15 protein-coding genes are annotated in these 25999 nt (G+C 72.1%); 8 read left to right on the forward strand and 7 right to left on the reverse strand.

The genetic code is table 11. The features are described 5' to 3' along the window. Nucleotides 1-135 precede the first annotated feature (135 nt). A complete protein-coding gene (locus ACFVS0_RS03335) occupies nt 136-1647 on the reverse strand; it encodes a S8 family serine peptidase (protein ID WP_430587157.1) in 1512 nt (503 codons plus the stop codon). Nucleotides 1648-1950: 303 nt separating this feature from the next. On the opposite strand from ACFVS0_RS03335, the gene glf reads away from it, so the two are divergent. From glf to ACFVS0_RS03355, 4 genes are all read left to right on the forward strand, one after another. After that, nucleotides 1951-3108 (forward strand): UDP-galactopyranose mutase, encoded by a 1158-nt coding sequence (gene glf / locus ACFVS0_RS03340; RefSeq protein WP_430587158.1) that lies wholly within the window; start codon nt 1951-1953, stop codon nt 3106-3108. After that, nucleotides 3105-5066 (forward strand): glycosyltransferase, encoded by a 1962-nt coding sequence (locus ACFVS0_RS03345; protein WP_430587159.1) that lies wholly within the window; start codon nt 3105-3107, stop codon nt 5064-5066. Before glf ends, ACFVS0_RS03345 begins: the two co-directional genes overlap by 4 nt. 52 nt (nt 5067-5118) lie before the next feature. Next, nucleotides 5119-7695, forward strand: coding sequence for a polysaccharide pyruvyl transferase family protein (locus tag ACFVS0_RS03350; RefSeq protein ID WP_430587160.1), 2577 nt, complete (start codon nt 5119-5121; stop codon nt 7693-7695). An 80-nt stretch (nt 7696-7775) separates the two neighbouring features. Continuing rightward, entirely contained in the window at nt 7776-9014 is a 1239-nt protein-coding gene (locus tag ACFVS0_RS03355) for an ATP-grasp fold amidoligase family protein (protein ID WP_430587161.1), read from the forward strand. Between the two features lie 10 nt (nt 9015-9024). Here the strand turns inward: ACFVS0_RS03355 and ACFVS0_RS03360 are convergent, their stop codons facing one another. Continuing rightward, complete coding sequence (locus tag ACFVS0_RS03360; protein WP_430587162.1) at nt 9025-11133, reverse strand: acyltransferase family protein; 2109 nt, start codon at nt 11131-11133, stop codon at nt 9025-9027. A 444-nt stretch (nt 11134-11577) separates the two neighbouring features. On the opposite strand from ACFVS0_RS03360, the gene ACFVS0_RS03365 reads away from it, so the two are divergent. Genes ACFVS0_RS03365 through ACFVS0_RS03380 form a run of 4 tightly spaced genes read left to right on the forward strand, consistent with a single transcriptional unit; the run spans nt 11578 to nt 18538 of the window. Continuing rightward, the gene (locus ACFVS0_RS03365) at nt 11578-12837 is read left to right on the forward strand and encodes a nucleotide sugar dehydrogenase (RefSeq protein ID WP_430548965.1); all 1260 of its coding nucleotides are present in this window, start codon (nt 11578-11580) and stop codon (nt 12835-12837) included. Nucleotides 12838-12890: 53 nt separating this feature from the next. Then, on the forward strand, nt 12891-13961 hold the full coding sequence (locus tag ACFVS0_RS03370; protein WP_430587163.1) for a class I SAM-dependent methyltransferase: 1071 nt from the start codon (nt 12891-12893) through the stop codon (nt 13959-13961). A 39-nt stretch (nt 13962-14000) separates the two neighbouring features. Continuing rightward, complete coding sequence (locus ACFVS0_RS03375) at nt 14001-16112, forward strand: acyltransferase family protein (RefSeq protein WP_430548963.1); 2112 nt, start codon at nt 14001-14003, stop codon at nt 16110-16112. Beyond that, on the forward strand, nt 16109-18538 hold the full coding sequence (locus ACFVS0_RS03380) for a glycosyltransferase family 2 protein (RefSeq protein WP_430587164.1): 2430 nt from the start codon (nt 16109-16111) through the stop codon (nt 18536-18538). Before ACFVS0_RS03375 ends, ACFVS0_RS03380 begins: the two co-directional genes overlap by 4 nt. A 1-nt stretch (nt 18539) precedes the next feature. Here ACFVS0_RS03380 and ACFVS0_RS03385 read toward each other — a convergent pair whose 3' ends face one another. The 5 genes from ACFVS0_RS03385 to cysN form a co-directional block, all read right to left on the reverse strand. Continuing rightward, nucleotides 18540-18896, reverse strand: coding sequence for a hypothetical protein (locus ACFVS0_RS03385; protein WP_430564066.1), 357 nt, complete (start codon nt 18894-18896; stop codon nt 18540-18542). Nucleotides 18897-18990: 94 nt separating this feature from the next. Further along, nucleotides 18991-21204, reverse strand: coding sequence for a CDP-glycerol glycerophosphotransferase family protein (locus ACFVS0_RS03390; protein WP_430587165.1), 2214 nt, complete (start codon nt 21202-21204; stop codon nt 18991-18993). 112 nt (nt 21205-21316) lie between these two features. Next, nucleotides 21317-23386, reverse strand: coding sequence for a CDP-glycerol glycerophosphotransferase family protein (locus ACFVS0_RS03395; RefSeq protein ID WP_430587166.1), 2070 nt, complete (start codon nt 23384-23386; stop codon nt 21317-21319). 252 nt (nt 23387-23638) lie between these two features. Next, on the reverse strand, nt 23639-24667 hold the full coding sequence (locus tag ACFVS0_RS03400; RefSeq protein WP_430586163.1) for a sulfotransferase family 2 domain-containing protein: 1029 nt from the start codon (nt 24665-24667) through the stop codon (nt 23639-23641). Nucleotides 24668-24683: 16 nt separating this feature from the next. Continuing rightward, entirely contained in the window at nt 24684-25997 is a 1314-nt protein-coding gene (cysN, locus tag ACFVS0_RS03405; protein WP_430587167.1) for a sulfate adenylyltransferase subunit CysN, read from the reverse strand. Nucleotides 25998-25999: the final 2 nt, after the last annotated feature.

The following is a 25999-nucleotide window of genomic DNA, read 5'->3' on the forward strand; positions in this document are numbered from 1 at the left end:
GTGTAATCCCGGGTCAGGGCGTTTTTCCCCGGGCCCAACGGGGGGAGTCCCGGGGGGACGGCGGAGGGGGGCCCGCAGCAGGCTGCGGGCCGCCCTCGGCTCCCTTCGTGTTCCGTCGTGATCCGTCGTGATCGATCAGCCGAGCGTCACCGCGTCGAGCGCGTCGACCATCCCGTCGCCGAAGAACGAGTTCTCCTGCGGCGTCCCGACGCACGCCGGCCCGACGGCCGTCGTCCCGCAGGGACGGTCGTCCGCCTGGTCGCGCACGGCCTGCTCGAGCTGGGCCGGCGTCCAGCCCGGGTGCGCCGACTTCATGAGCGCGAGCACGCCCGCGACGTGCGGCGACGCCATGGACGTGCCGCTCTTGGTGTCCCACGTGCCGTTCAGCTCGGTCGAGACGATGGCGCTGCCCGGCGCCGCGACGTCGATCTTGCCGAGGCCGCGGTTGGAGAAGGAGCTCAGCGCCCCCGTGCTGGTCACCGACGAGACCGTCACGACGCCGTCCGCCTCGGTGGGGATGTCCTCGCAGCCTGAGTTGATGGTGCGGGCCACGGGGGTGGAGTCGTTGGGGCTCGCGGTGTCGCGGGTGTTGTTCGCCAGGTCGGTGGACGAGTTGCCGGCCGCCGCGGCGTGCACGGCGCCCCGGTCGGTGGAGAAGTCGATCGCGCGGCGCACGGCCTCCTTCGCCGCCGCCTGGTCGGGCTGGTCGTCGCACCAGAACTCGAACGGGTCGATGTAGTAGGAGTTGTTGGTGACGTCCACGCCGTGCAGGCCCGCCCAGACGAAGCCGCAGACGGCGTACTCGGGGTAGATGAAGCCGTCGTCGTTGACGACCTTCACCGACGCCATCTTCACGCCCGGCGCGACGCCCACGATCCCCAGCCCGTTGTCGGCCGCCGCGATCGTCCCGGCCACGTGCGTGCCGTGGTCGGACGTCGTGGGCAGCCAGCCGGTGGCCGACGTGTCCGGGCGTCCCGCCGCCGTGCAGTTCACCGACGCCGCCGTGTCGACCTGCGTCGCGAGGTCGGGGTGCGTGACGTCGATGCCGGAGTCGAGGACACCCACCAGCACGTCCGGCGAGCCCGGGTTGATCTCGATCGCCTGGTCGGCCTTGATCATCGCCATGTCCCACTGGGTGGCCTCGCCCGGGTCCGGGACCGCCGTCGTGCCGGTGCCGTCCTCCGCGCCCGCGCCGGGCTTCTTGGTGACCTTCGACTTCCAGGGCCCGCCCTTGGCCCCCGGCACCTCGCCGGCGACGGCGGGCGTGCCCTCGCTCACCGGGACGGTGCGGGTGACCCCGACGGACTCGACGGCGTGCCCGCGCGCGAGACGGACGACGTCGGCGCGGAAGCCCGCTCGCGCCGCGTGCGCGACCACGACGCCGATCTCCGGCCACGACTGGACGACGACGCCGCCCGCCGCCTCGACGGCCCGCTCCGCGAGACGCGTCTGGCCGGGGTTCGCGTGCTTGGCGTTGACGACGTAGGAGAAGGTCTGGCCGTCGGGGGTGGCCACCGGGACCGGGGTGGACGGCGGTTCGGCCGCGGTGCCGGCGGCGACGGCGGCGCTGCCGGCGCCCGCGATCAGGAGGGCCGTGGCGGCGCCGACGGCGACCAGACGCGCGCGATGGGTGGTGCGCAGGCTCATGGTGTCCCCTTCGAGAGGTGCGGTCGCCTCGTTGCGACCGTCACCAGGTGACGTTAGAGCGCCCGGGCCCGTGGAGCCCGCCGAACGTGCTCCGGGTCGGCGTCGCGGGAGTTTCCTGACCTCCGGGTAACGCCCGGATGAACACTTTCCGATCATCAGGAGACAACGTTCAATTCGGGCCTTTGACGGCCTCCGGTGGCCCTAATCTCGAATCTCGTGACCAGCCCGGCACGCGCCTGGTGGTCATGCTCCCGCCGTGGACGTTCACGGCACCGCTGTCGTTCTTCTTGAGGAGGTCGTCGCATGACGGACGTTGTCGTGGTGGGCTCGGGGTTCTTCGGCCTGACCGTCGCCGAGAGGCTCGCCGAGCAGTACGGCGCGAACGTTCTCGTCATCGACAGGCGCCACCACGTCGGGGGCAACGCGTACAGCGCGCCGGAGCCCGAGACCGGTATCGAGGTCCACCAGTACGGCGCGCACCTTTTCCACACCTCGAACGAACGGGTGTGGGAGTACGTGAACCGCTTTACGGCGTTCACCAGCTACGTGCACCGCGTGTACACCACGCACCGGGGCGAGGTGTTCCCGATGCCGATCAACCTGGGCACGATCAACCAGTTCTTCCGGTCGGCGCACGGCCCGGACGCGGCCCGGGAGCTCATCGCCGAGCAGGCGGGCGAGCTCTCCGGCAAGGACCCCGAGAACCTCGACGAGCAGGGCGTGTCGCTCATCGGCCGGCCCCTCTACGAGGCGTTCATCCGCGACTACACGGCCAAGCAGTGGCAGACCGACCCCACGGACCTCCCCGCGTCGATCATCAAGCGGCTCCCCGTGCGCTACACGTACGACAACCGCTACTTCAACGACACGTACGAGGGACTGCCGGTGGACGGCTACACCGCCTGGCTCGAGCGGCTGGCCGACCACCCGCGCATCGAGGTCCGGCTCGAGACCGACTTCTTCGACGAGGAGCAGCCGGTCAACAGGACCGCGACCGTCGGACAGCTGCCCGTCGTCTACACCGGCCCCGTCGACCGCTACTTCGAGTTCTCCGAGGGCGAGCTGTCGTGGCGCACCCTGGACTTCGAGCAGGAGGTGCTGCCCGTCGGCGACTTCCAGGGCGCCCCGGTCATGAACTACGCCGACCTGGACGTGCCGTACACGCGCATCCTCGAGTTCCGCCATTTCCACCCCGAACGCGACTATCAGCGCGAGAAGACCGTGATCGTGCGGGAATACTCCCGCTTCGCCGAACGCGGGGACGAGCCGTACTACCCGGTCAACACCTGGGCCGACCGCGATCGGCTGCAGTTGTACCGCAAGCTCATGGAAGGCGAGAAGGACGTGTTCTTCGGCGGTCGGCTGGGTACTTACCAATATCTCGACATGCACATGGCGATCGGTTCCGCCCTCTCCATGGTCGACAACAAGCTCGGCGCGGTGTTCGGGGGTGCGGCATGACTCTCGTGGAAGAGCTCGAGGCGGCCGCGGAGGCCGCGGTGTCACGCCGCGTCGTGCACCAGGTGGTGCTGCCGCCGGACGCCGATCCGGACACGCTCCCGCTGTACGTGGACTTCACGATGGCGCGTGCGGCCGAGGAGGCGCACCCGGACGTCGCCCCCGCCGAGGCAGGAGCCGAGGTCCTGGGTCGCCGGTCGCTGCGTCTCGACCACGGCCGTGAGGCGTCGTTCGGCACGTACTTCGGCGCGTTCCCCGCCGGGTACTGGCGGCGCTGGACCGACGTCGCCGAGGTGCGGCTCAGCATCCGGCTCTCGGGCGCCGCGAGCGTCGCGGTGTACAAGTCGAACGCGCGGGGGAACCCGCAGCGGGTGCGACTGATCCACAGCGTGGACGGCGTCGTCGACGTCGACCTGACGCTCGCGTCCTTCGGCGACGGCGGCTGGTACTGGTTCGACCTGTACGCCTCCGACGGCGCCGTGACCCTCGAGTCCGCGGAATGGAGCGTCGACGGGGCGCACGCGCGCAAGCACGGCACGGCCTCCATCGCGATCACCACGTTCAACCGCCCCGACTACTGCGTCGCGCAGCTGCACGCGCTCGGCGCGGACGACGTCCTCAAGGACGTGGTCGACCGGATCTACGTGGTCGACCAGGGGACGAGGCTCGTCCAGGACCAGCCCGACTTCGCCGAGGCCGCGGCCCGGCTCGGCGGACGCCTGTCGCTCGTGCGGCAGGGCAATCTGGGGGGCTCGGGCGGGTTCTCGCGCGGCATGGCGGAGACGCTGCAGGCCGGCGAGTCCGACTACGTGCTGCTGCTCGACGACGACGTCGTCTCGGAGCCCGAGGGCATCGCCCGCGCGGTCGCCTTCGGCGACTTCGCCCGGACGCCCACGATCGTCGGCGGTCACATGTTCTCGATGTACGAGAAGTCGTGCCTGCACACCTTCGGCGAGCGGGTCAACCGCTACACGTTCTGGTGGGGCAAGATCGAGAACACCTTCGACCGTCACGACTTCTCGCTGCACCCCCTGCGCACGACGCCGTGGCTGCACCAGCGTGTGGACGTCGACTACAACGGCTGGTGGATGTCGCTGATCCCGGTCGAGGCCCTGCGCACGGTGGGCCTGTCGCTGCCCGTGTTCATCAAGTGGGACGACGCCGAGTACAGCCTGCGCGCCACCGACAAGGGCATCCCGACGGTCTCCCTGCCCGGGGCGGCGGTCTGGCACGTGCCGTGGGTCGACAAGGACGACGCGATCGACTGGCAGGCCTACTACCACCAGCGCAACCGGTGGCTCGCGGCCATGCTGCACTCGCCGTACCGCGGCGGTGGCGAGCTGCCGCGGGCGAGCTTCGTCGGCGACGTCAAGCACCTGCTGCAGCTGCAGTACTCGGCCGTCGAGCTGCGCCTGCGGGCCCTGGAGGACCTGCTCCGCGGTCCCGAGCACCTGCACGCGACGATCGGCTCCACGCTGCCCGAGGTGCGGGCGCTGCGGGCGCAGTTCCCCGATGCCGTGGTGGAGAAGGACCCGGGCGCCTTCCCGCTCACCAGGCGCCACCGCCCCTCCCGCAGGGGCAGGGTGCCGTCGGCTCCCGCGGGGAGGCCGGTCGCGGTCGCCTCGGCTCTGACCGGCATGGCCAAGCAGCTGCGCTCGGTGCGCCCGGAGGCGCTCGACGTGCCCGAGGAGAGGGTCTCGACCTCCGCCGCCCGGTGGTGGCGCCTGTCGCACCTCGACTCCGCGGTCGTCACGTCGGCCGACGGCACCGGCGCCTCGATGTACGTCCGTGACCCGAAGAAGTTCCGCGCCTACCTGGTCCGCAGCCTGCGGCTGCACCGGCAGCTGCGCGGCCAGTGGGCGCCGCTGAGCCGGCGGTACCGGCAGGCCATGCCGTCGTTCACCTCGGTCGACGAGTGGCGCGCGACGTTCGACACCCACGGTGTCGACGAGAACGAGTGAAGACACGATGCCGGCACCACGCGGGCGTCACGAGCAGGCAGGGACACAGCGCATGACGGATCCGGCGAAGACGTACGACGTCGCCATCCTCGGATGGTGGTACGGCAAGAACTACGGTTCGATCCTGACCTACTACGGGCTGAACCGTGCCGTCGAGAATCTCGGCCGCTCGGTCCTCATGGTCCACGAGCCGCTCGGCTACAACGGCTACCGGGTGCACTGGCCCACGGACATCGTCTCCATGGAGTTCGCCCGGCGCGTCGGCTACGAGCACACCGACCAGGAGCACTACTCCGCGCTGCCGCGCCTGAACGACGTCGCCCGCACCTTCGTCGTCGGCAGCGACCAGCTGTGGAACCCGCTGATCGGGCGGGTGAACGACGACCTCTTCCTGGACTTCGTCGCGCCGGAGAACCACCGGGTGGCGTACGGCACGTCGTTCGGCAACCGCGGGACCGACAAGTTCAAGGTGCCGTTCGTCGCGAAGCACGCCGCGAACCTGCAGCAGTTCACCGCGATCTCGGTGCGCGAGGAGTACGCGATCGACACCGCGCGGGACGTCTTCGGCGCGAAGGCGGCGCTCGTCGTCGACCCCGTGTTCCTGCTGCCGAAGGAGCACTACGACGGCCTCGCCGACAGGGCGACGGTGGCTCCCGAGGGCGAGTACCTCGCGGTCTTCTACCTCGACCCCCACCCGGAGAAGGTGTCCGTCGCCCGGGCGATCGCCGACAAGCTGGGCTTCGACAAGATCCTGGTGATCCCCAACCCCGACGAGGGGCGCGAGAAGGTGACGTCCCTGTTCGCGGACGAGCCGCGGGTCGAGGTCCTGGCCGAGGACGCCCCGGAGAACTTCCTGCGCGCCTACCGCGACGCCGGCTATGTCGTCACCGACAGCTACCACGGCTCGGCCTTCGCGGCGATCTTCGAGAAGCCCTTCTCGTCGATCTACAACACCAAGCGGGGCGCCGACCGGTTCAAGAACCTCATGGCGGCGATGGGATTCGACGACCAGCGTCGCGTCCTGGAGACCGACACCGCCGCGACGATCGCCGAGAACGAGTACGTCACCCGGGAGATCGACTTCACGAAGGCCCGCGAGTACATCGGGTCCGGCCGGGCCTCGTCGCTGGACTGGCTGAGCACCGCGCTGGACCCCGAGACCGGGGGCTCCGCCGCGATCCGCCCGTTCCAGCGGTTCGCCCTCGACAAGCCCGCGTTCGCGGCCAACAGCAAGGCCTGGCGCGTCTCGCACCGGGCGCGCGGCACTCGGCTGAAGGTCGCGCGGGACGGCGCGGCGGTCGGCCATCATGCCTGGACCGCCCTGCCGGAGCCGCTGACGCCGGGATCGGCGTACCAGCTGACGATCGACTGGACCCCTCGGACCGACGCGCCGGCCGTCAACCTCCACCTCCGCAACCCCGAGACGGGCCAGTTCCGCGCCGTCGGCAAGGTGAACGTCGAGCAGGGCTCGGGCACGGCGCGCCGAGACGCGGTCACGTTCACCGTCTCCGACCCGGGCTTCTCCGAGATCATGCTGGGCGGGCTGCACTTCACCGGCCGCAACGCGGGCGCGGAGGTACGCGGTATCGAGGTGGTCGAGGTGCCCGCAGCGGTCGCCGCCGCGTCACGACGCACGTCCTCGGGCAGGCCGCCGGCCAAGGGGTTCGCGGGGCAGGCCAGGGCGTTGGCGCTGGCGGACTACGAACGCCAGGTGCGTTCGTACGATCGCGCCCGTTCGGCCGACAGGATCTCCGGCGCCCGGGCGCGGATGATCTTCCACGCGCACGCGATCGAGAAGGGTCTGAGCCGGAGCAACTTCCGCGCGGGCTTCGGCAAGATCGCCGTCCCGGGGCTCGCCAAGGAGATGAACTCCTGGCTGGCGTCCGGGTTCAGCATCGACGATCCCTACCTGCAGAGCTCCGCGGCCGTGATGAAGACCTACTTCGGGCGGCACGCGGAGCTGAAGACCGACGTCTCGGCCTTCCGCCAGCTCTTCTCCGGCGCGGCGCAGGACCTCATCGACGCGACGCGGCACCAGGAGGGCGGCGTGCTGCCCGCCGAGCAGACCCGCGAGATCCGCCTCGAGGCGGACGACCGGCGCGGCTTCCTCGACGTCGTCTACGGGCGGCGCAGCGTGCGCGAGTTCACCGACGAGCCCGTCGCCGACGGGGACGTCACCCGGGCCGTGCAGATCGCGATGCAGTCGCCCTCGGTGTGCAACCGCCAGGCCGCCCGCGTGCACCAGTTCCAGGACCCGGACGTCATCAGGTCGGTGCTGGACATCCAGGGGGGGTTCAACGGCTACGAGATGCCGCCCCGCCTGCTGCTGGTCACGGCGGACCTCGACGCCTTCCTCTTCGCCCCGGAGCGCAACCAGCCGTTCGTCGACGGCGGGCTGTTCATGATGTCGCTGCTCCTCGGCCTGACCGAGGTGGGCCTCGGCTCCTGCTCGCTCAACACCGCGATGGGGAGCGCGAAGGACGCCGCGATCCGCAAGATCATCGACGTCCCCGACAACGAGGTGTTCATCTCGTTCGTCGCGGTCGGCCACTACGACCAGCAGGTCCTGGTGCCGCGGTCGAAGCGGACCCACGTCCAGGACGTCCTCGTCCGGCACACCGACAGCTGAGCGGCCGCCCGCGTCGCGGCGCCGACCGGGCGGGGGGTGCCGGGATTGCCTCCCGTCGGCGCCTGTGGCATAACTCCGCCATGCCCTCCCCTCGTGCTGCTGTGGCCCGCGCGTTCGCCGGCCTGCCCCCGGTCGCGCGCCGCGACGCCGAGATCCGCCGCCTCTCCGGCGTGGTACGGAAGCGTGCGCGATCCCTCCGCAAGCAGCGCGAGCGCGTCGCCGACCTCCAGGCGGAGGTCGCCGGCCTGCGGGCTCAGGTCCGGCGTGAGCGCGAGAAGGCGGTGGCCCACGACACGACGTCCCGGGAGCGTCTCGCCGCGCTCAGGTCGGCGAAGCGCCGGATCTCGCGCGGCGCCGAGCCGACGTTCAGCGCGCTGCTGGCGCAGCAGCGGTCGCTGTACGGTCGGCTCCGGGACACCGGCGGCCACGCCCACCACCCGATGGCACGCACCGAGTACAAGCTGCACAACGTCGCGTTCACCCGGAGCCACGGGGTCCCGACCGCCCCGGTCTTCCAGGCGTGGGGCACCATCGACGAGATCGACCTCGGCTCCCTGCCGGACGAGTTCGTCCTGAAGGCGGACGGTGGTGCCAGCGCGCGCGGCGTCGTCCCGATCCGCCGCACGGGAGGCTCCCTCGTCAGGATCGACACCGGCGAACGGGTCTCGTGCGACGACATCAAGGACCGGCTGCGCGCCTTCGGCGACCGCATTCGCGGACCGTACTTCGCCGAAGCGCTCCTGCCGTCCTCCGGCGGGTCGCCCGTCCCCGACGACATCAAGGTCTACACGTTCTACGGGCAGCCCGCGCAGGTCCTGCTCATGCGTCCTGCCGGTCCCCGCCGTCGTGACGCCGGACGCCGCTACCTCGACCCGGTCACCGGCGCCGACCTCGGTGAGGTCCTCCCCGGGGTGACGTACCGACCGGACATCCCCGTCCCCGACAGCCTGCCGGAGATCCTCGCGGCGGCACGGCACCTCTCCCTGGCCACCGGGGCGGACTTCGGCCGGTTCGACTTCTACGACACTCCCGACGGCATCCGCTTCGGCGAGATCACGCCGGCCCCGGGCGACCCGCAGCAGTACCACCTCGACCACGACCTCGCACTGGGGTCCGCGTGGCTCGACGCCCGCGTGCGGGTCCTCCAGGACGAGGCGGCCGGTCGGCCGCGCGGGCTCGTCTGGGGAGCGCATCCCTCCGCGTGGCTCTACCCCGCGGGCTCGGAGCCCGACGGCATGGAGAGCTGGCCGCGCACCGTCCCGGGCTGCGACCGGTGGTGCGTGCCGTCGTCGCCACGGGCGGTCGCGAGCCCGGTCTGAGGGGCTCCCCTCACGAGGAGGGCTTGGCCCGCAGGGCGGCCCGCAGGCCGTCGGTGACCTCGGGGGCGAGCGTGCGCGCGAACGTCGCGGTGAGGTGCCCGTGGTCGAAGTACGCGACGACGCCGCCGACCACGGGGTGGCAGACCTCGTCGTCGCACATGAGGTCGGTGACCTCGCGGACCGTGACCAGCCCGGAGCCGTCGGCGCGCCCGGCCGCGGCGAGGGGGTCCGGCTCGAGCGCCTGCGACGGCGGCGCCCCGCAGTCGTCCCAGGAGACGGGCCCGGTGGCGAGGCAGTCGGGGACGCTGTCCGGCATCGCGGGGGTGTCCCGCAGCACGAGCACCGGGATGCCGGCGTCGGTGAACGTGGCCAGCGTCGCGGCGTAGGCGTCCTGGGCGGCGTCCGCCTGCTCGCCCTCCGGGACGTCCGCCAGGAGCTGGTTGGTCCGCGCCGACATGACCACCAGGTCGTAGCCGCCCGAGACGACGGAGTCGACCGCCCACCGTGTCGTGTCGAGGCAGCCCTGCGCGTCCGCGGCGGCGTCGTACTCCAGGAGCTGCTCGACCGGGTAGCACGACGACTGCAGGTACGTGTCGACCTGCCAGTCCCCCGCGTCCTCCCCCGCCTCCAGGGCGGGGGCCCAGTGGCCCGCGTGCGAGTTGCCGAGCAGCGCGACCCGCACGGGGGCGTCGTCGGAGCCGTACGTGCAGCTGTGGCGGGTCGTGAACGGCGGGTCGTTCCAGCAGCCGTCGGCATAGACGGCCGGCTTGTCCTGCGCGGCCGCCTCCGGCGGCGTGAGCAGGCCCCGGACGTCGCAGGACGGGTCGCGCACGGCGCCCGCCCCCGCGCACGCACCGGCGTCCGCGACCCGCGCCGGGGCGGAGGCGACCGCCTCACGGGTGCGCTCGTCGGCGGCCGACGCCGCCGAGACGCCCCAGACCGCGGAGACGCCGACGCACACCGCGAGCAGCCCGAACGTCGCGGCGCGCCGACGGACCAGCACCTGCTGGCGGCGCAGCGGGTCCTCGACCCACCGCTTGGTCAGGGCGGCCAGCACGAGCGACGCCACGACGACGGCCACCAGCTCGACGCCGCCCAGCGCGCGGCCGAGCGCGTAGGGCACGACGACGATCAGCGGCCAGTGCCACAGGTACACGCTGTACGAGACGTCGCCCAGCCACTGCACCGGACGCAGCGCGAGCAGGCCGCCGGGCCCGCCGCGGGCGCCGTCGGCCGCCGCCGCGATCACGAGGGCCGTGCCCACCGTCGGCAGGGCGGCCGCGACGCCGGGGAACGGCGTCGTCCCGTCGAAGAGGACCACCGCCGCCACGACGGCGGCCAGCCCCGTCCACGCGGTCGCCGCCCGGACCGGTGCCGACCACCGCCACGGCCGCACGGTCACCGCCGCCGCGACGAGCCCGCCCAGCGCGAGCTCCCACAGCCGGGTCGTCGTGACGAAGTACGCCGCGGCCGGGTCGGTCGCCGTCAGGTGCACCGACCAGGCGAGCGACACGACGACGACCAGCCCGACGACCGCCGTCGGCAGCCACGCCGCGAGCCCCCTGCCGCGCCGGCGCAGGCGTACCGCGAGCCACGCCGTCAGCCCCACCAGGACCGGCCACAGCACGTAGAACTGCTCCTCCACGGACAGCGACCAGTAGTGCTGCACCGGGGACGCCAGCTCCTCGGCGGCCAGGTAGTCCGTCGCCGACCGCGCCAGCGCCCAGTTCTCCACGTACAGCGCCGCGGCCGCGACCTCCCGCGCCACGCGGGCGTGCACCGTCGAGGGCAGCCACAGCAGCGTCGCGGCCAGCGTGGTCACCAGCACCACGGTCGCCGCGGGGATGAGGCGGCGCACCCGCCGCGCCCAGAACTCCAGCAGGTCACCCACCCCGCGCACCGGGCGGCGCAGCAGGTGCGACGTGATGAGGAAGCCCGAGATGACGAAGAAGACGTCCACCCCCACGTAGCCGCCCGTCACCGTGCCCGGCAGCAGGTGGTAGACCAGCACCGCGCTCACCGCCAGCGCGCGCAGCCCCTGCACGTCGGTGCGGACCTCGGTGCGCGTCGACGTGCCCGCCGTCGAGCCGGCGGGAACGGGCGGGGACAGGGTGGTCACGCAGCGCTCCAGGGTCGGGTCGGTCCCGACGTGGCAGCTCGAGACGTGGCGGCTCGACGGGCCGGCGCACGGTCTCGCGGGGACCGCCTCGGAGGATAGCCCGACGACCGGTGACAGGCGCGGTCGGGCCCGTCCGCGGGCGCGGCGGGGCCGGGCCTTCACGACACGTCCCGGACGTCTCCACGCCACGTCCCGTCCATGGTCTCGCCGACCACGAGCAGTTCGTCCGCTTGGCGATGTTTCCGGGCGGACCGGGCCGGACGGGTGGTACACGGCGCCCCCTCGAAGGCGGGTATCCTCTCCTTCGACCTTCAGCCGTTCAGACGGCGTTCACCGGAGCTCCGCTCTGCGGTCCCCCGGCTGACCCACACATCGCCGTGGCCTGGTCCCGTTCGAGGATGCTTCCTCCCGGGCTCGACCACAGATCGAAAGGACCTGGGCCCCATGCCTCTCGACCTTGCCGTGATCGGCCTTGGTTATGTCGGACTGCCGTTGGCGCGTGAGGCCGTGCGCGCCGGCCTGCAGGTGCGTGGTTTCGATGTGACGACGCCGGTCGTGGATGCCCTCAACGAGGGTCGTTCCCACGTGGACGACATCTCGGACGCGGACGTGGCCTCGATGGTCGAGGCGGGTTTCCGTGCGACTGCCGACGTGGAGGACATCCGTGGTGCGGCCGCCGTGGTGATCTGCGTGCCGACGCCGCTGGGCCAGGACGGTGGGCCCGACCTGGGTGCGGTGATCGCGGCGACCCGCACGGTGGCCGGTGTGCTCGAGCCGGGCATGGTCGTGGTGCTGGAGTCGACGACGTACCCGGGCACCACCGAGGAGGTCCTCAAGCCGATCCTCGAGGAGGGTGGCCTGCGGTGCGGTGAGGACTTCCACCTGGCGTTCTCGCCCGAGCGGATCGACCCGGGCAACCCGACGTACGGGATGAAGAACACGCCGAAGGTCGTGGGCGGGCTCACCCCGGAGGCGACCGAGCGTGCTGCGGCGCTGTACTCGCGGTTCGTGGACACGGTCGTGGTCGCCAAGGGCGCGCGCGAGGCCGAGACGGCGAAGCTGCTGGAGAACACCTACCGGCACATCAACATCGCGCTGGTGAACGAGATGGCGCGGTTCTGCCACGAGCTGGGCATCGACCTGTGGGACGTGATCCGGCTGGCCAAGACCAAGCCGTTCGGGTTCCAGGCGTTCTACCCGGGTCCCGGGGTGGGCGGGCACTGCATCCCGATCGACCCGAACTACCTGAGCCACAACGTGCGCTCGCGTCTGGGCTACCCGTTCCGGTTCGTCGAGCTGGCGCAGGAGATCAACGCGACCATGCCGTCCTACGTGGTGCGGCGTGCGCAGGACATCCTCAACGAGGACGCGAAGGCGATGCGTGGCTCGCGGGTGCTGGTGCTGGGCGTGACGTACAAGCCGGACATCGCCGACCAGCGTGAGTCGCCCGCGGTCGCGGTCGCCCGGGCGCTGGTGGCCCAGGGCGCGGAGCTGGTGTTCCACGACCCGCACGTGGCCCGGTGGCACGTCAACGGTGAGGTCCTGGACCGGGTCGAGGACCTCGACACGGCGATCCTCGAGGCCGACCTGGTCATCCTGGTGCAGAACCACAGCGCCTACGATGTCGATGTACTGGCAGAGAAGTCGGTGCGCTTCTTCGACACGAAGGGCGCGACGACGCACCCCGACGCCATCCGGCTCTGACCGGCGAGGGCCGGTCCGGACCGGCGCCGCACACCTGACGTCGAAGGAGCTCCATGCGCCCCCGAAGCCTCGCGGCCCTCTCGGCGATCGCCGTGGCAGCCGTGGTGGGCGTCGTCGCCGCCCTCCTGGGCAGCCTCGACGTCGCCCTGGCGGTCCTCGTCGTGCTGGCCGGCGGGGTCGCGGTGCTCGGTGTGCTGACCTACCGACGGGCCGGCGCGGCGGCCGCTCGCGCGCACGCCGCCGACCGCCTGCTTCGGGGGCTCCGCGACGACCTGGCGCGCCAGCACCAGGCCACGTCGACGGCGACCGAGCAGATCCGTCGGCAGGTCGCCCGCACCGACAGGTCGGTCGCGCGGTGGCAGTCCGACCTCGAGGCGACGGTGCACGCCGGTGTCGCGCCACCGCTGGACAAGGTCTCGGCCAGGCTCGACGGCCTGGACTCCGACCTCCGGCACCTGCGGAGACGCGTCGAGACCGTCCGGAACCTCGTCAACGCCGCGCGGCCCGGGCCCCTGCTCACCCAGATGCAGGCGCTCGGGCAGCTCCGGGCCAAGTTCGACGTCTCCGGTCCCCTGCCGGACGTCGGGGGGTGGGCCCTCGATCCCACCGCGCTCCTCTGGCTCGTCGACGAGATCGAGCGTCGGCGTCCGGAGCACGTCGTCGAGTGCGGGAGCGGCACCTCCACCTTCTGGATCGCCATGGCCCTGCGCCAGAACGGCCGAGGGCGGGTCACCGCGCTCGACCACCTGGACGAGTTCGCCGGGCGGACCCGATCCACCCTGGAGCGGCACGGCCTGTCCGAGGTGGCCGAGGTCCGTCATACACCGCTGGTCACGACGCCGACCCCTCGCGGCGAGTTCCCGTGGTACGACGTCGAACCCGCGACCCTCGGGCCGATCGACCTGCTCGTCGTCGACGGGCCGCCCGAGGCGACCGGTCCGCTCGCCCGGTACCCCGCGCTCCCCGTCCTGCACGGGGCGCTGCTCCCCGACTCTCACGTCCTGGTCGACGACGTGCACCGCGAGGACGAGAGGCAGGCGATCGAGCACTGGCTCGACGAGCTGCCGCGCCTCCGCCGCGCCGGCTACAAGAACGATGTCTCCGAGGTGCTGACCTATGAGTAACCTCGACTGCCCGCCCGTCCCCTGCACGAAAGCCTCCGTATGACCGTCGACTCGCGCGCCGTCCCGGACGTCGCGGCCTCCGCCGCGACCTCCGCTGCTCCGCGCGCCACGCGCTTCCGCCCCGACGTGGAAGGACTCCGCGCGATCGCGATCGGCAGCGTGCTGCTCTATCACGCCGGGATCGTCTTCATCCCCGGCGGCTTCATCGGCGTGGACGTCTTCTTCGTCATCTCCGGGTTCCTCATCACCGGCCAGCTCGTGCGCGAGCTGGAGCGGAGCGGGCGCGTGTCCATGATCCGCTTCTACGCCCGTCGAGCACGACGCCTCCTGCCGGCCGCCGCGCTCGTCCTGGCCGTCACCGCCGCCCTGGTGTTCTTCGTGGGCAGCATCGTCGACCGTCGGGTCTTCGGCGGCGACATCGTCGCCGCGGCCGCCTACGTGGAGAACTGGCGCCTCGCCGGTCGCGCCGTCGACTACCTGGCGGAGGGTGTCAGCGTCTCGCCGGTGCAGCACTTCTGGTCGCTGTCCGTCGAGGAGCAGTTCTACATCGTCTGGCCGCTGCTGCTCGTCGTCGTCGCCTTCCTGGCGCGACGGTTCCACTGGCCCGCGCGGATCGTGATGGCCGCCGGCCTGTGCCTGATCGTGGTCCCGTCGTTCGTCTGGTCGATCGTGATGTCCACCGCGAGCCCGGCGAACGCGTTCTTCGTGACCACGACCCGACTGTGGGAGCTCGGGATCGGCGGCCTCGTGGCCGTCGGCGTCGCGATCTGGCCCCGCGTGCCGCGCGTGGTCGCGCTGATCCTCGGCTGGGGCGGCATCGCCGCCATCCTCGCCGGTGCGCTGCTCCTCGACGAGACCGCCGTCTGGCCGGGCTCCCTGGCCCTCGTCCCGGTCCTCGGCACCGCGGCCGTGATCATCGCGGGGGCGAGCAGCTCGGCCCCCGGGTTCCTCGGCAACAAGCTCATGGTGTGGCTCGGCGGGCTCTCGTACTCGCTGTACCTGTGGCACTGGCCGCTGCTCATCGCCGCGACCTGGGTGTGGGGCGAGCTCGGCCAGAAGCGCGGGCTGCTCATCGTGGTGCTCGCCGTCATCCCCGCGTGGCTGTCGTACAAGCTCGTCGAGAACCCCATGCGGCGGATCGCCCAGGAGCGCTGGTCCCCCCGGATGACGCTCTCCGTGGGTCTCAACCTCACCGCCCTCACCGTGATCGCCGGGCTCCTCCTCACGAGCAGCACCCCCTCGAGCGCCCCCGCGAACGCCAGCGTCGAGGGCAAGGGCGCGCAGAGCCTCGAGATGAAGGACGGCGAGGCCACGGGGATCCCCAACCCCGACTCGGTCGAGAGCTTCACCCCGCTCCCCCAGGACGCCGCGGCCGACAAGCCGGACGCGTACGACCGCGGCTGCCAGGTGGACCAGAAGGTGGCGGTGCCGAAGCCCTGCGCCTACGGCGACCGGGAGGGCGACACGCACCTCATGCTCCTCGGCGACTCCAAGGCCCTCCAGTGGATCGACGCGCTCGACCCGATCGCCAAGGACCACGGGTGGAAGCTCGACGTCGCCACCAAGAGCGCCTGCGGCTTCTCGAGCGCGCAGATCAACGACGGGCAGGGCGACCCCTACGTGAGCTGCACGCAGTACAACGAGGCGCTGCTCCAGATGGTGCTCGACGAGAAGCCCGACGCCATCATGGTCTCGCAGACCACGAGCTACTCCTACGACAGCTCGGGCGAGCGGACGCAGGAGGCGATGGTCGACTCGCTCGAGTCCACCTGGAAGACGATCGAGGACGCCGGGATCGACGTGATCGCCATCGCGGACAACCCCGATCCGGTCGACCTCCCCGCGGGCGACGGCGAGGTCTACAAGTGCGTCGCCGAGTACATGGACTCCCTGTCCAGCTGTGCCTTCTCCAAGGAGGCCGGGCTCGACAAGAGCGGCACCCCGGCGATGCTCGCGGCGGCCGACCTCCTGCCGTCGGTCGACGTCGTCAGCATGAACGACCTGGTCTGCACCGACGTCTGCCCTCCGGTGATCGGTGACGTCCTCGCCTACCGCCAGGGTTCGCACCTCTCCCGCACGTACGTGAAGTCCGCGACCCCGATCCTGGACAGCCGCCTGACCCCCGTGATCGAGGAGGCCCGCGCGTCGTGAGCGCCACGGCGTTCGTCACCCACCCCGACGTCGCGCTCGCCGCCGCGCGGCACGCCGAGGGCCTCGGCGGCACAGGTGGTCGGGTCACGTCCTTGGCGCTCGACATGCAGGCCGTCACCGCACGCGAGATCGTCGCGCGGATGATCGCCCCGGACGCCGACTACGCCACGGTCGTCGCGGCGGCCCTCGAGCCCTCGTCGTCCGACCTCCTCGACGCGAGGACCACGCGGACCGCAGAGCTGCTCTGCTCGCTCGCCCGGATGGTCGGGCACCAGCAGGGGGCCGAGGACGACGTGCCGCACGCGCTCGCGCTCTTCGCCGCCGCGCGGCGGTGCGCCCCCGTCGGCCGCTGGTCCGTCCCCGACCGCCGTGCGTTCGCCCAGCTCCTGTGGGCCCACGGCGACCGCGACCGCCTCCGGCGCGACGCCGCCCTGCTGAGGTCGCTCGAGCCCGGGACGCGAGCGTTCCTCAAGCTCGACCTCGAGGGGATGGACCACGGCGTCGGGTCGGACTCGTGGCTCGACACCCTCAACGCGTGCCTGCGGACCTACGGGGTCGCCCCCGTGGGACTGGCGCCACGGGGCGCCACCCCCTTCGACCGCCTGCAGCCCGGAACGACCCGGACCGCGGGCCCGGGCCCGCTGATCACCGTGGTGATGCCGGCCTACCGGCCCGGACCGGAGTCCGTCACGGCGGTGCGGTCCGTCGTGCAGCAGACGTGGCAGGACTGGGAGCTGCTCGTCGTCGACGACGCCTCCGGAGACGAGTTCGAGGACGTCTTCGCGCAGCTCGAGGGTCTCGACCCGCGGGTGCGGGTGCTGCGTCAACCCGTCAACAGGGGCACCTACGCGGCACGCAACCGCGCGCTGGAGGAGGCGCGCGGGGACTTCGTCACCTTCCAGGACACCGACGACTGGTCGCATCCCGAACGGCTCGAGCGGCAGGTCCGCCCCCTTCTCGAGGACCCGACCCTCGTGCGGACGCTCAGCCTCTCGCTGCGGTGCGGCGACGACCTCGTCTTCCAGCACCTGGGCAACAGCCCGGTCCACGCCAACGCGTCGTCCCACCTGTTCCGCCGGTCGGTCCTCGACACGGTCGGCCGTTTCGACTGGGTCCGCAAGAGTGCCGACACCGAGTTCGACCGGCGGCTGGAGGCCGTGTTCCCCGGCCGCCGGCTGGAGCTGCGCGAGCCGCTGGCCGTCGTGCGCCTCCAGGCGGACTCGCTCTCCCGCAACGACGTCCGGCCCGGCTGGATGCATCCGTCCCGCATGGAGTACCGCGCCGCGATGATCCACTGGCACCGGCAGATCGAGGCCGGTGCCAGCCCTCGGATCCCCGCTGACGTGACGCAGCGCCCGTTGACCGCCCCTCGACCGTTCCTGCGCGACATCGGGCTCCCCGTGCAGCCGATCGACGTCGCCTTCGTCGCCGACTGGACGATGGACGGCGCCACCCAGCGGTCCGCGGTCGCCGAGATGGAGGCGCTCGCGCGCACCGGGCTGCGTGTCGGTCTCCTCCACGTGCGCAGCGCGTTCAGCGACGCGCCGCGCCGAGCCCCGCTGTCCCTGACCGTGCGCGGTGCGCTCGCCGACCGCACGCTCACGTTCGCGTCGCTCGAGGAGTCCGACCACATCCCCACGATCGTCGTGCGTCAGCCCGACGTGCTCGAGTTCCCCACGTCTCGCCCCGTGTCGCTGACCACGGACCGTGTCGTGATCGTCTCGGACGCGGGAGGCGGCGCCCGCGAGGGCTCCGGCGTGCGCTGGGTCGCCGAGGACTGCGACCGGAACGCCGAGGCGCTCTTCCAGGTCGCCCCGGAGTGGATCACCCTGGACGACCTCCCGCGCGTCCTCGACGTGCCGTCGGGACCCGGCAGGCAGCCCCGGCGCTTCCGGAGCGACCGGCCCGTCGTCGGCTGGGTCTTCGGCGGCGAGGAGCCGACGACGACCGACGGGGCCGAGCGTCTGCGGCGTGTCTTCCCGGTCGACGGCTCGGTCGACGTCCGGCTCGTCGGCTGTCGCCGCGTCCTGGACGGCGCCCTCGGCGGGATCCCCACCGACTGGCTCGTCTACGAGACGGGCGAGGTCGCCGCCCGCCAGTTCCTGCACCAGCTCGACGTCGTCGTCGCCTTCCCCCGGTCGGCGACGACCGGAGCGGTGCGCACGGTGGAGGAGGCGCTGGCCGAAGGGTGCGTGGCCGTCGTCGCGCCGGAGCTCGCGCCGTTCTTCGGAGACGCCGTGCTGACCTGCGCACCGGACGAGGTGGCCGGCCTCGCCGGTCGGCTGCGGGCGGACGAGGCCGCCTTCCGCGACCGGTCACGGCGCGGATGGCAGTGGGCGCACGACCGGTTCGACGGTTCCGGGCAGCGGTTCGTCGAGGCCCTGGGCGCCACGGCCCCCTCCTCCGGCCTGACCGCCCCCTCGTAGGTCAGCGGACGCCGTCGTGCCCTCGCTCGGCGGCCTCCAGGCGGGCGGCGCCGACGTCGGCGACGATGCGCCGCGCCATCGCGTCGGCGTGCTCGGCGTGCGCGGCAGCGGCCCGGTCGCTCTTCTTCTGCCCCGCCAGGACGAGGTCGGCCTTGGCCGTCAGCCGGTCGGTGCCCTCGTCGATCCGGGTGGCCAGGGTGCGGCCGACACTGTGCACCAGCCCCGCCAGGAGGACGACGGCCACGCCGAGCGCGGCACCGCCCACCTCCGTGCTGGAGATCGCGAAACCGACGGCGGCGACCACCCCGGCGAGCGCGGTGAGAGACGTGAGGACGTTCGTCCTCGAGAGCTGGGGCACGATTGCTCCTCGAACTCGGTCGACAGGGACTTCTGCTGGTGGTGCTGAGCGGACACGGGGGCCACGCACCCGACGGGGGCGCGGCCCCTCGTGGTCATCGCGGCCGCGCGGGGATGCGTTCCTCGATCGCCGCCACGGTCCGCGCGCAGTTCCGCTGGTCCCGTACCGGGAACGCCGCGTCGATGCGCTTCTGGTAGAAGGGGTCGGGCCGGCAGTCGCGCTCGAGCAGGTCCTGCACGGCGTCGAGCGTCTCGTCGAGGGTGTGCACGACCGGGCCGAACCCGTCCCGCTCGTAGTCGAACCACGTCGGCGACGAATGCTTGCTCTCGAACTCGTCCTCGTCGAAGCGCGCGTACACGATCGGAGTCCCCAGGTACGCCACGTCGAACTGCACCGAGGAATAGTCCGTGACGAACGCGTCGCACCCTCGGATCAGGTCCTGGAACGAGACGGCGTTCGTGTCGGCGATCTCGATGCGGTCTCCCGCCACGGTCGCCCCCTCGAACCGGGACGCCATGTTGTAGTGGGGCAGGAAGGTCAGCCTGTAGTCGTACCTCTCGAGCATCTCGTGCAGACGCCGGCTCTCCAGGAGACCCGACATGAACCGCTGGTAGGTCGATCCCTCGTAGGGGACCTCGCCGTCCTGCGACCCCTTGAGCGCGGTCGTCGCGAGATAGTTCCGCCAGGTCGGCATGAAGAGGATGGTCCGGCTGGGCGGGGTCGGCGTCAGGGCGTCGTACCGAGGCATCCCGGCCTCGACGAGCTGCCGGTCGTACCCCGACGCGGCACGCAACGCCTCGGTCTCCCGTGGCGTCACCGTCAGGCAGATGTCGTAACCCGTCGTGCCACGCTTCACGGCGTAGGGGCTGAGGTGGACGCCGTGCTTGAGATACACGCGCAGCGCCCCGACCCGCCAGACGATGTGCCGCGTGTAGTCCCGTACGTCCCACCCGTCCGGCACCAGGTAGCCGATCATGTAGGCGTTGGCCAGGACGGTGGCGTGCAGCAGGAGCAGCTGATGCCGCCACGACGAGTGGGCGACGACGTGTCCGTACGGGGCCACCCGGTCGTACTGGGGGCTCGAACGATCGATGACGTAGTAGGCCCGGCGCCGAGGATCCGACTCACGGATGTGCCGGAACAGGTGGATGCCGTTGTCCTGCGCGGTGTCCTTCCGCTCGCCGATCAACCAGATCTCGCGACCGGCGAAGAACGGTCGGGTCACGAGCCTGAGCAGGCGGAGCAGCCGCATCCGACGGGCTCCGGGCCCCCTGGCGATGAATCCCGCGTCCTTCTTGAGCAGCGTGCCGGCCCACCGCAGACGCGCCCCGAGCCCCGCGCCCTCCTGGGTGGTGAGGAAGGCCGCGGTTCCGTCGCCGACCGTGTGCAGGAGGTACCTGACGGTGGTCTGCCGCGACCTTCCGGCGGTCTCGTCCGCCTCGACATGCATCCCGACCGTCCGCGCGCTGATCAGCGCGCCCACCCGCGGCCGCAGGTTGCGGCGCAGCCGCAGCTCCGGCACCTCGGTGTCGAGCTCGAGGACGAAGCGCCGGTGGCCGCTCCCCGTGCCGACGAGCGGGAGGCGGGTCCCCAGGCCCGCCCACTGGGCCTCGCCGCGGTTGCCGACGCGCGGGGTCAGCGGCACCGGGCCCGAACGGGCGACGTCGCCCGACGGGCCGGTCAGCGCGAGGCGATACCGCCACGGCGGCTCGGACATCTCCGGGACGAACGCGACGGAGAGGAATGCCAGGATCTCGATGTCCCCTCCTGCCGGGTCCACCGCCTCGAGCCACGGTGTCGCCGCGGACAGCGCGAGGCGCCCCAGGAAGTCGGCGAGCAGCGACCCCCGCTCCACGTCGTGCTCGGCGAGCATCCGGTGGACGTAGCGGGCCACGCTCAGCTTCGTCCCGTGATCCGTCCAGAGCAGGAGGGGCGTCGGGCTGGTGAGCGGGAGCTTGTCCAGCCGTTTGACCTCGTGCCACAGGTGTCGGGTCCACTCGTCGAGCCTGGCGGGCCGCAGAAGGGTCGCGATGGTGCCGTAGCGGGCGCCGGAGGCCAGCAACCAGTCGCACGCGGCGTCGTTCCGGTCCTTGCTCAGGCTCGACGCCGCCTCCACCCCGGAGACCTTGTGGCGAGCGAGCACCGCCCCGACGTCCATGCCGGGGTCGTGCACGACCGCGATCGGGGCGCGGCGGAAGCGGGGCAGCTTCCGGAGCTGGGCCAGTGCAGGCCCGAGGCTCCCTGCCCGGCCCTCGCCGACGACGAAGACGATGGCGAGGTCCGGCCGCGGCGCATCCACGTCGCTCACATGCACGTCGTTCACCAGCCGCTCACTAGGAATCGTGGTCCGGAGAAGGGGAGGTCCGGCCCTTTTCTACCAGAGCCGGAGGGCGTCGGGGCGTCCTCCGGTCCGGATCGTCTCACGACGCTCCCCCGTTCCCCGGGGCCTTCCGGTCGGACCGTCGCCGGTCCGTCCACCGCCACCACAGGACCCTGGGGCCGCCCGCCGTGCGCACGGACTCGGCCGCCCGCTCGCAGTTGTGGCGGTCGTGGTATCGAACCGACCGCTGCGCGCGGGCCCAGTGCTCCTCCGGCATCGCGAAACCGTCGGCAGCCGTCGTCTCGACCTCCTCGACCAGCCGGTCGACGTCGGTGACGATCGTCCCCGGGAGGTCCGCGTCCAGGTCGAGGAACGACCCCTGGTCCCCGAAGAACCGTGCCTGGTCGAACTGGAAGTAGAGGACCGGTCGCCGCTGCAGCGCGAAGTCGAAGGCCACGGACGAGTAGTCGGTGACGAGGCCGGCGTGCTCCCGCAGGAGCGTCTGCACGTCGACCTCCCCCTGCTGGAGCACGCGGACCCCCTCCACGTCGAACAGGTCGACGTAGTGCCGCATGTTCGGGTGGAGGATGAACGTCACGCGGAGGCCGTCGCGCATCGCCCGCGCGAGGCGCGGGTGGCCGAGGAACTCCTGCCACCGCGCGCGGTACTCGCTGTCCAGGAACCGGTCGCGGTTGCCCAGCCACTCTCGCCAGGTCGGGATGACGAGCAGGCCCTCCGGGTCCCGGTCGAGCGGTGCGAGCAGGTGGTCGAACCGCGGCAGCCCCGTCACCCGCACCTGGGCGGGCCGGTACCCGAACGCGTCGACGGCGACGCGTCGCTCCCGGTCCGAGCTGACGTGGAACCGGTCGGTGGCGAAGCCCGGGGCGAAGCGCCCGTAGTTGGCCGTCATGTTCTTCGTGCCGGAGATCCCGTGGCGCAGGAAGACGCGCACGGCCCGCACCCGGGCGACGACGGCCGGGTGCCGCGACGGCAGGAGGTACTCGGCGTGGTGCGTCCCGGCGATCCGCGAGGCCAGGAACGCCACGCGGACGTGCTCGCGCGAGCCGTGGAGCACGACGTTGCCGAGGCCGTCGAGCCTGGCACGGTCGGGCGCGTCCTCGGCGACGACGTAGTAGGCGCGTCGCCGCGGCTCGTGCTCCCGGAGCCACCGGAAGAGGTGGTAGCCGTTGTCCTGCGCCTTGTACGGCAGCTCCCCGATCAGCCAGATCCCGAGGAACGGGCGGACCAGCGGAAGGATCCAGGCGAGGCGGGTCCATCGCCGCAGGTACGCGTCGGCCTCCGGCGACGTGCGCTCGACCCGCACGGACACGTTGGACCCGCGGAAGGTCTCGTAGGGAAGCAGCTGCGTGACGACGCCCCCGACGACGGCTCGGCCTGGCCGGAGCACGACCGGCTGCGCCCTGGTCCCGATGCGGCGGGCCTGGACACGGCCCTCCGGGTCCTCGACCTCGACGCTGAGGTCCAGCGTCTCGTCCCGCGCGTCGAGACGGGTCACGAGCGCGGACACCGGCAGCGCGAGGGCCCCACGGTGGACGAACCGCCCTCGGTCACGACGGGACTCGTCGGGCATCTCCTCGAGGGGCACGTCGAAGTCGTACCGTCGTCCCGTCTCGCGGGACGCCGCCACCAGCCGGGCGGCACGGGCACCACGATCGGCGCCGCGGACCCGCAGCCGCAGGGCCACGCCGTCGGCGCCCAGGCGCAGCCCGTCCACGTCGATGAGGAACTTGCGCGCCGGGGCGCCTCCCAGGAGCACGCTGAGGTTGCCGTTCTGGGTCACCGCCAGGCGGTCGTCGGCCGCGCCGGCTCCGGACGACCGCGCGACGTCGACCCGCGTCGTCGACCGGAAGTTGCCGAGCCGGACGGGGGCGGTCGCCTCGGCGGTGCCCCGGCGCGAGGCCGCGCCAGCCGCGGTCGGCACCGGGTGCAACCACAGGTCGGCGACGTCGTCCCCGGGCACGGAGCGGCGCCGCAGCTCGTCCAGCGACAGCCGCGCCGAGAACGTCTCGAGCCCGCTCGCCGGGACCCGGACCTCGACCCCGCTGCCGCGGAAGACCGCCGACAGCTCGCCGACCTTCCAGCCGGGACGCACCGGGGTCCCCTCGACGACGACGTCACCGTCGCGGAGGCCCACCTCGAGGCGCTGCATGCCCGACCCCGCGACCGATGCCGGGCGCAGAGCACGTGCCGTTCGACGGGCCCATCGACGGAGCCCCCCTCGCCTCACCGCGGCCGCGCCGCGCGGACGACGAGCGCAGGCCTGCACGCGTCGGGGCGCGACGGCGTGTCGCACCCGCGCTCCAGTCGAGCCATCGATACTCCCCACGACTACCCGCGGACACACCGCGGCGGCCACGACAGTCTAGGTCGTCCCCGGCCCGCGTCGGGCGCCCCGGCACCGCTAGTCGCCCGAGCGCGTCACCATGCGCTTCGCCCTGGAGGCGACGCGCCTCAGCGGCGTCCGCGTCGCCTGCGCGAGGCTGTGCTCCAGGTCCCTGTTGGCGCGGACCAGCCCGGCCCGCTCCTGCTTCAGGTCCTTGATCTCGTCGCGCTCGTCCTTCGCGATCCCGTACAGGGTGGCGATCCGCTCCCCGAGGCTGCGGCGCGCGGCGATGTCGCGGAAGTCCGACGCCGACCACCGCGCCGGCTCCTGCATCACGGGGTCGAAGTCCCACCGGTCGCCGAAGCGGTCGACGTCGGCCGCGTAGATCTCCTCGAGCGCCTCGCGCACGCCGCCCTCGAACACCTCGGACGCCGCCTTGAGCGGGGTGTCGTTCTCCCGGCCGAGGGACACCTCGTGCGGGCGCCCGACCTCGTCGAGGTGGGCGCTCAGGTCACCGAGCAGCGTGGGGATCTCGCTGATGTCGTAGAGACGCGAGTACGGGATCGTGTCCTCGTGCAGCCGCGTCGACTGGGGCGCGAAGTGCGTGTCGCGGACCGGGCCGCGGGGGTCGCGCAGCACCTCGACGAACCGCGCGAAGTCGCGGACCACGTCCTCGACGGAGCCCGGCGCGTCCGGCAGCCACTCGGCCCCGGCGAACTTCCGCCCCGTGTACACGGGGTCGCCCACGAGGAACTTGGACTGCCACGCCGAGAACGCCCGCAGGCGCGGGTCGCGCACGACCGCGAAGACGAACCAGCCGTTGGCGGGGGAGATCTCCGCCCGCTCGGCCGGCTCGAGCTGCTTGAGCGACCGCACGCCGCGCCAGAGCCGACGGTGGTGGATCATCATGCGCGGCGTCGCCTCGCAGCTCAGCACGCTGGTGAACTGCTCGGGATCCTGTCCGCTGAGCTCCGCGACGAGCCACTTCAGGCTCGTGCACGCGTTCTTCGCCAGGTGCGTGAACAGGACCTTGTGCTCCGGCAGCACCCAGGTGTTGGGCGCGGTCGCGTGCTCCGCCGTCAGCGGAGCGGTCGCGGTCACGGCCATGTCGATCACCTCGTCCTCAGGCGGTGTGCGGAAGGGTCCCGACCATCCCCGCCGCCACGGTCTTGTTCGTGGCCTCGTCGACCAGGATGAACGCGCCCGTGCGCCGGTTCTGGCGATAGGGGTCGACGAACAGGGGCTGCGTGACGCGCAGCTGGATGCGGCCGATCTCGTTGAGGCGGATCTCGGTCGCGTCCTCGTCGCGGTGCAGCGTGTTGACGTCGACGCGGTACTTGACGTCCTTCACCACGGCGCGCGCCCACCGGGTGGTGTGCTTGATCGCGTACTTCTTGCCCTGCACCAGCGGCGCCGACTCGTCCATCCAGCAGATCTGGGCGTCGATGTCCTGGAGCGCCGCGGGCGAGTTGTTCGGGCGGCAGATCATGTCGCCCCGCGAGATGTCGATCTCGTCCGCCAGCCGCACCGTCACGGACATGGGTGGGAACGCCTCGTCGACCGGGCCGTCGGCGGTGTCGATCCCCTCGATCGTGGTCTCGAGCCCGGACGGCAGCACCCGGACCTTGTCGCCCTTCTTCAGCACCCCGCCGGCCACGGTGCCCGCGTACCCGCGGTAGTCGCGTGCGTCGTGCGACTGCGGCCGGATGACGTACTGCACCGGGAACCGCACGTCCTGCAGGTTGCGGTCGCTCGCCACGTGCAGGGACTCCAGGTGGCTGAGCAGCGGGCGCCCGTCGAACCAGGGCATGTTCTCGCTGCGGTTCACCACGTTGTCGCCGACGAGCGCCGAGATCGGGATGAACGTGAGGTCCGGCACGCGCAGGCGCGAGGCGAAGTCCGTGAAGTCGCGGCGGATGCTCTCGAAGGCCTCCTCGGCGTAGTCCACGAGGTCCATCTTGTTCACGCAGACCACGATGTGCGGCACGCCCAGGAGCGTCGCGAGGAACGTGTGCCTCCGGCTCTGCTCGATGACGCCCTTGCGCGCGTCCACGAGGATGAGCGCGACGTCCGCCGTCGACGCCCCGGTGACCATGTTCCGCGTGTACTGGATGTGGCCAGGGGTGTCCGCGATGATGAACTTGCGCCGGGGCGTGGCGAAGTAGCGGTACGCGACGTCGATCGTGATGCCCTGCTCCCGCTCGGCCCGCAGGCCGTCGGTGAGCAGCGCCAGGTCGGTGTAGTCGTTGCCGCGGTCCTTGCTGACCTGCTCCACCGACTCGAGCTGGTCCTCGAAGATCGTCTTGGAGTCGAACAGCAGGCGGCCGATGAGGGTGCTCTTGCCGTCGTCGACGGAGCCCGCGGTCGCGAAGCGCAGCAGGTCGGCCGAGGTGTCGATCGCCGGGGAGGCGGTCTCGGTCAAGGTCTCGGTGCTCATGG

The organism is Isoptericola sp. NPDC058082 (genome assembly GCF_042885055.1).
GTDB lineage: Bacteria > Actinomycetota > Actinomycetes > Actinomycetales > Cellulomonadaceae > Isoptericola.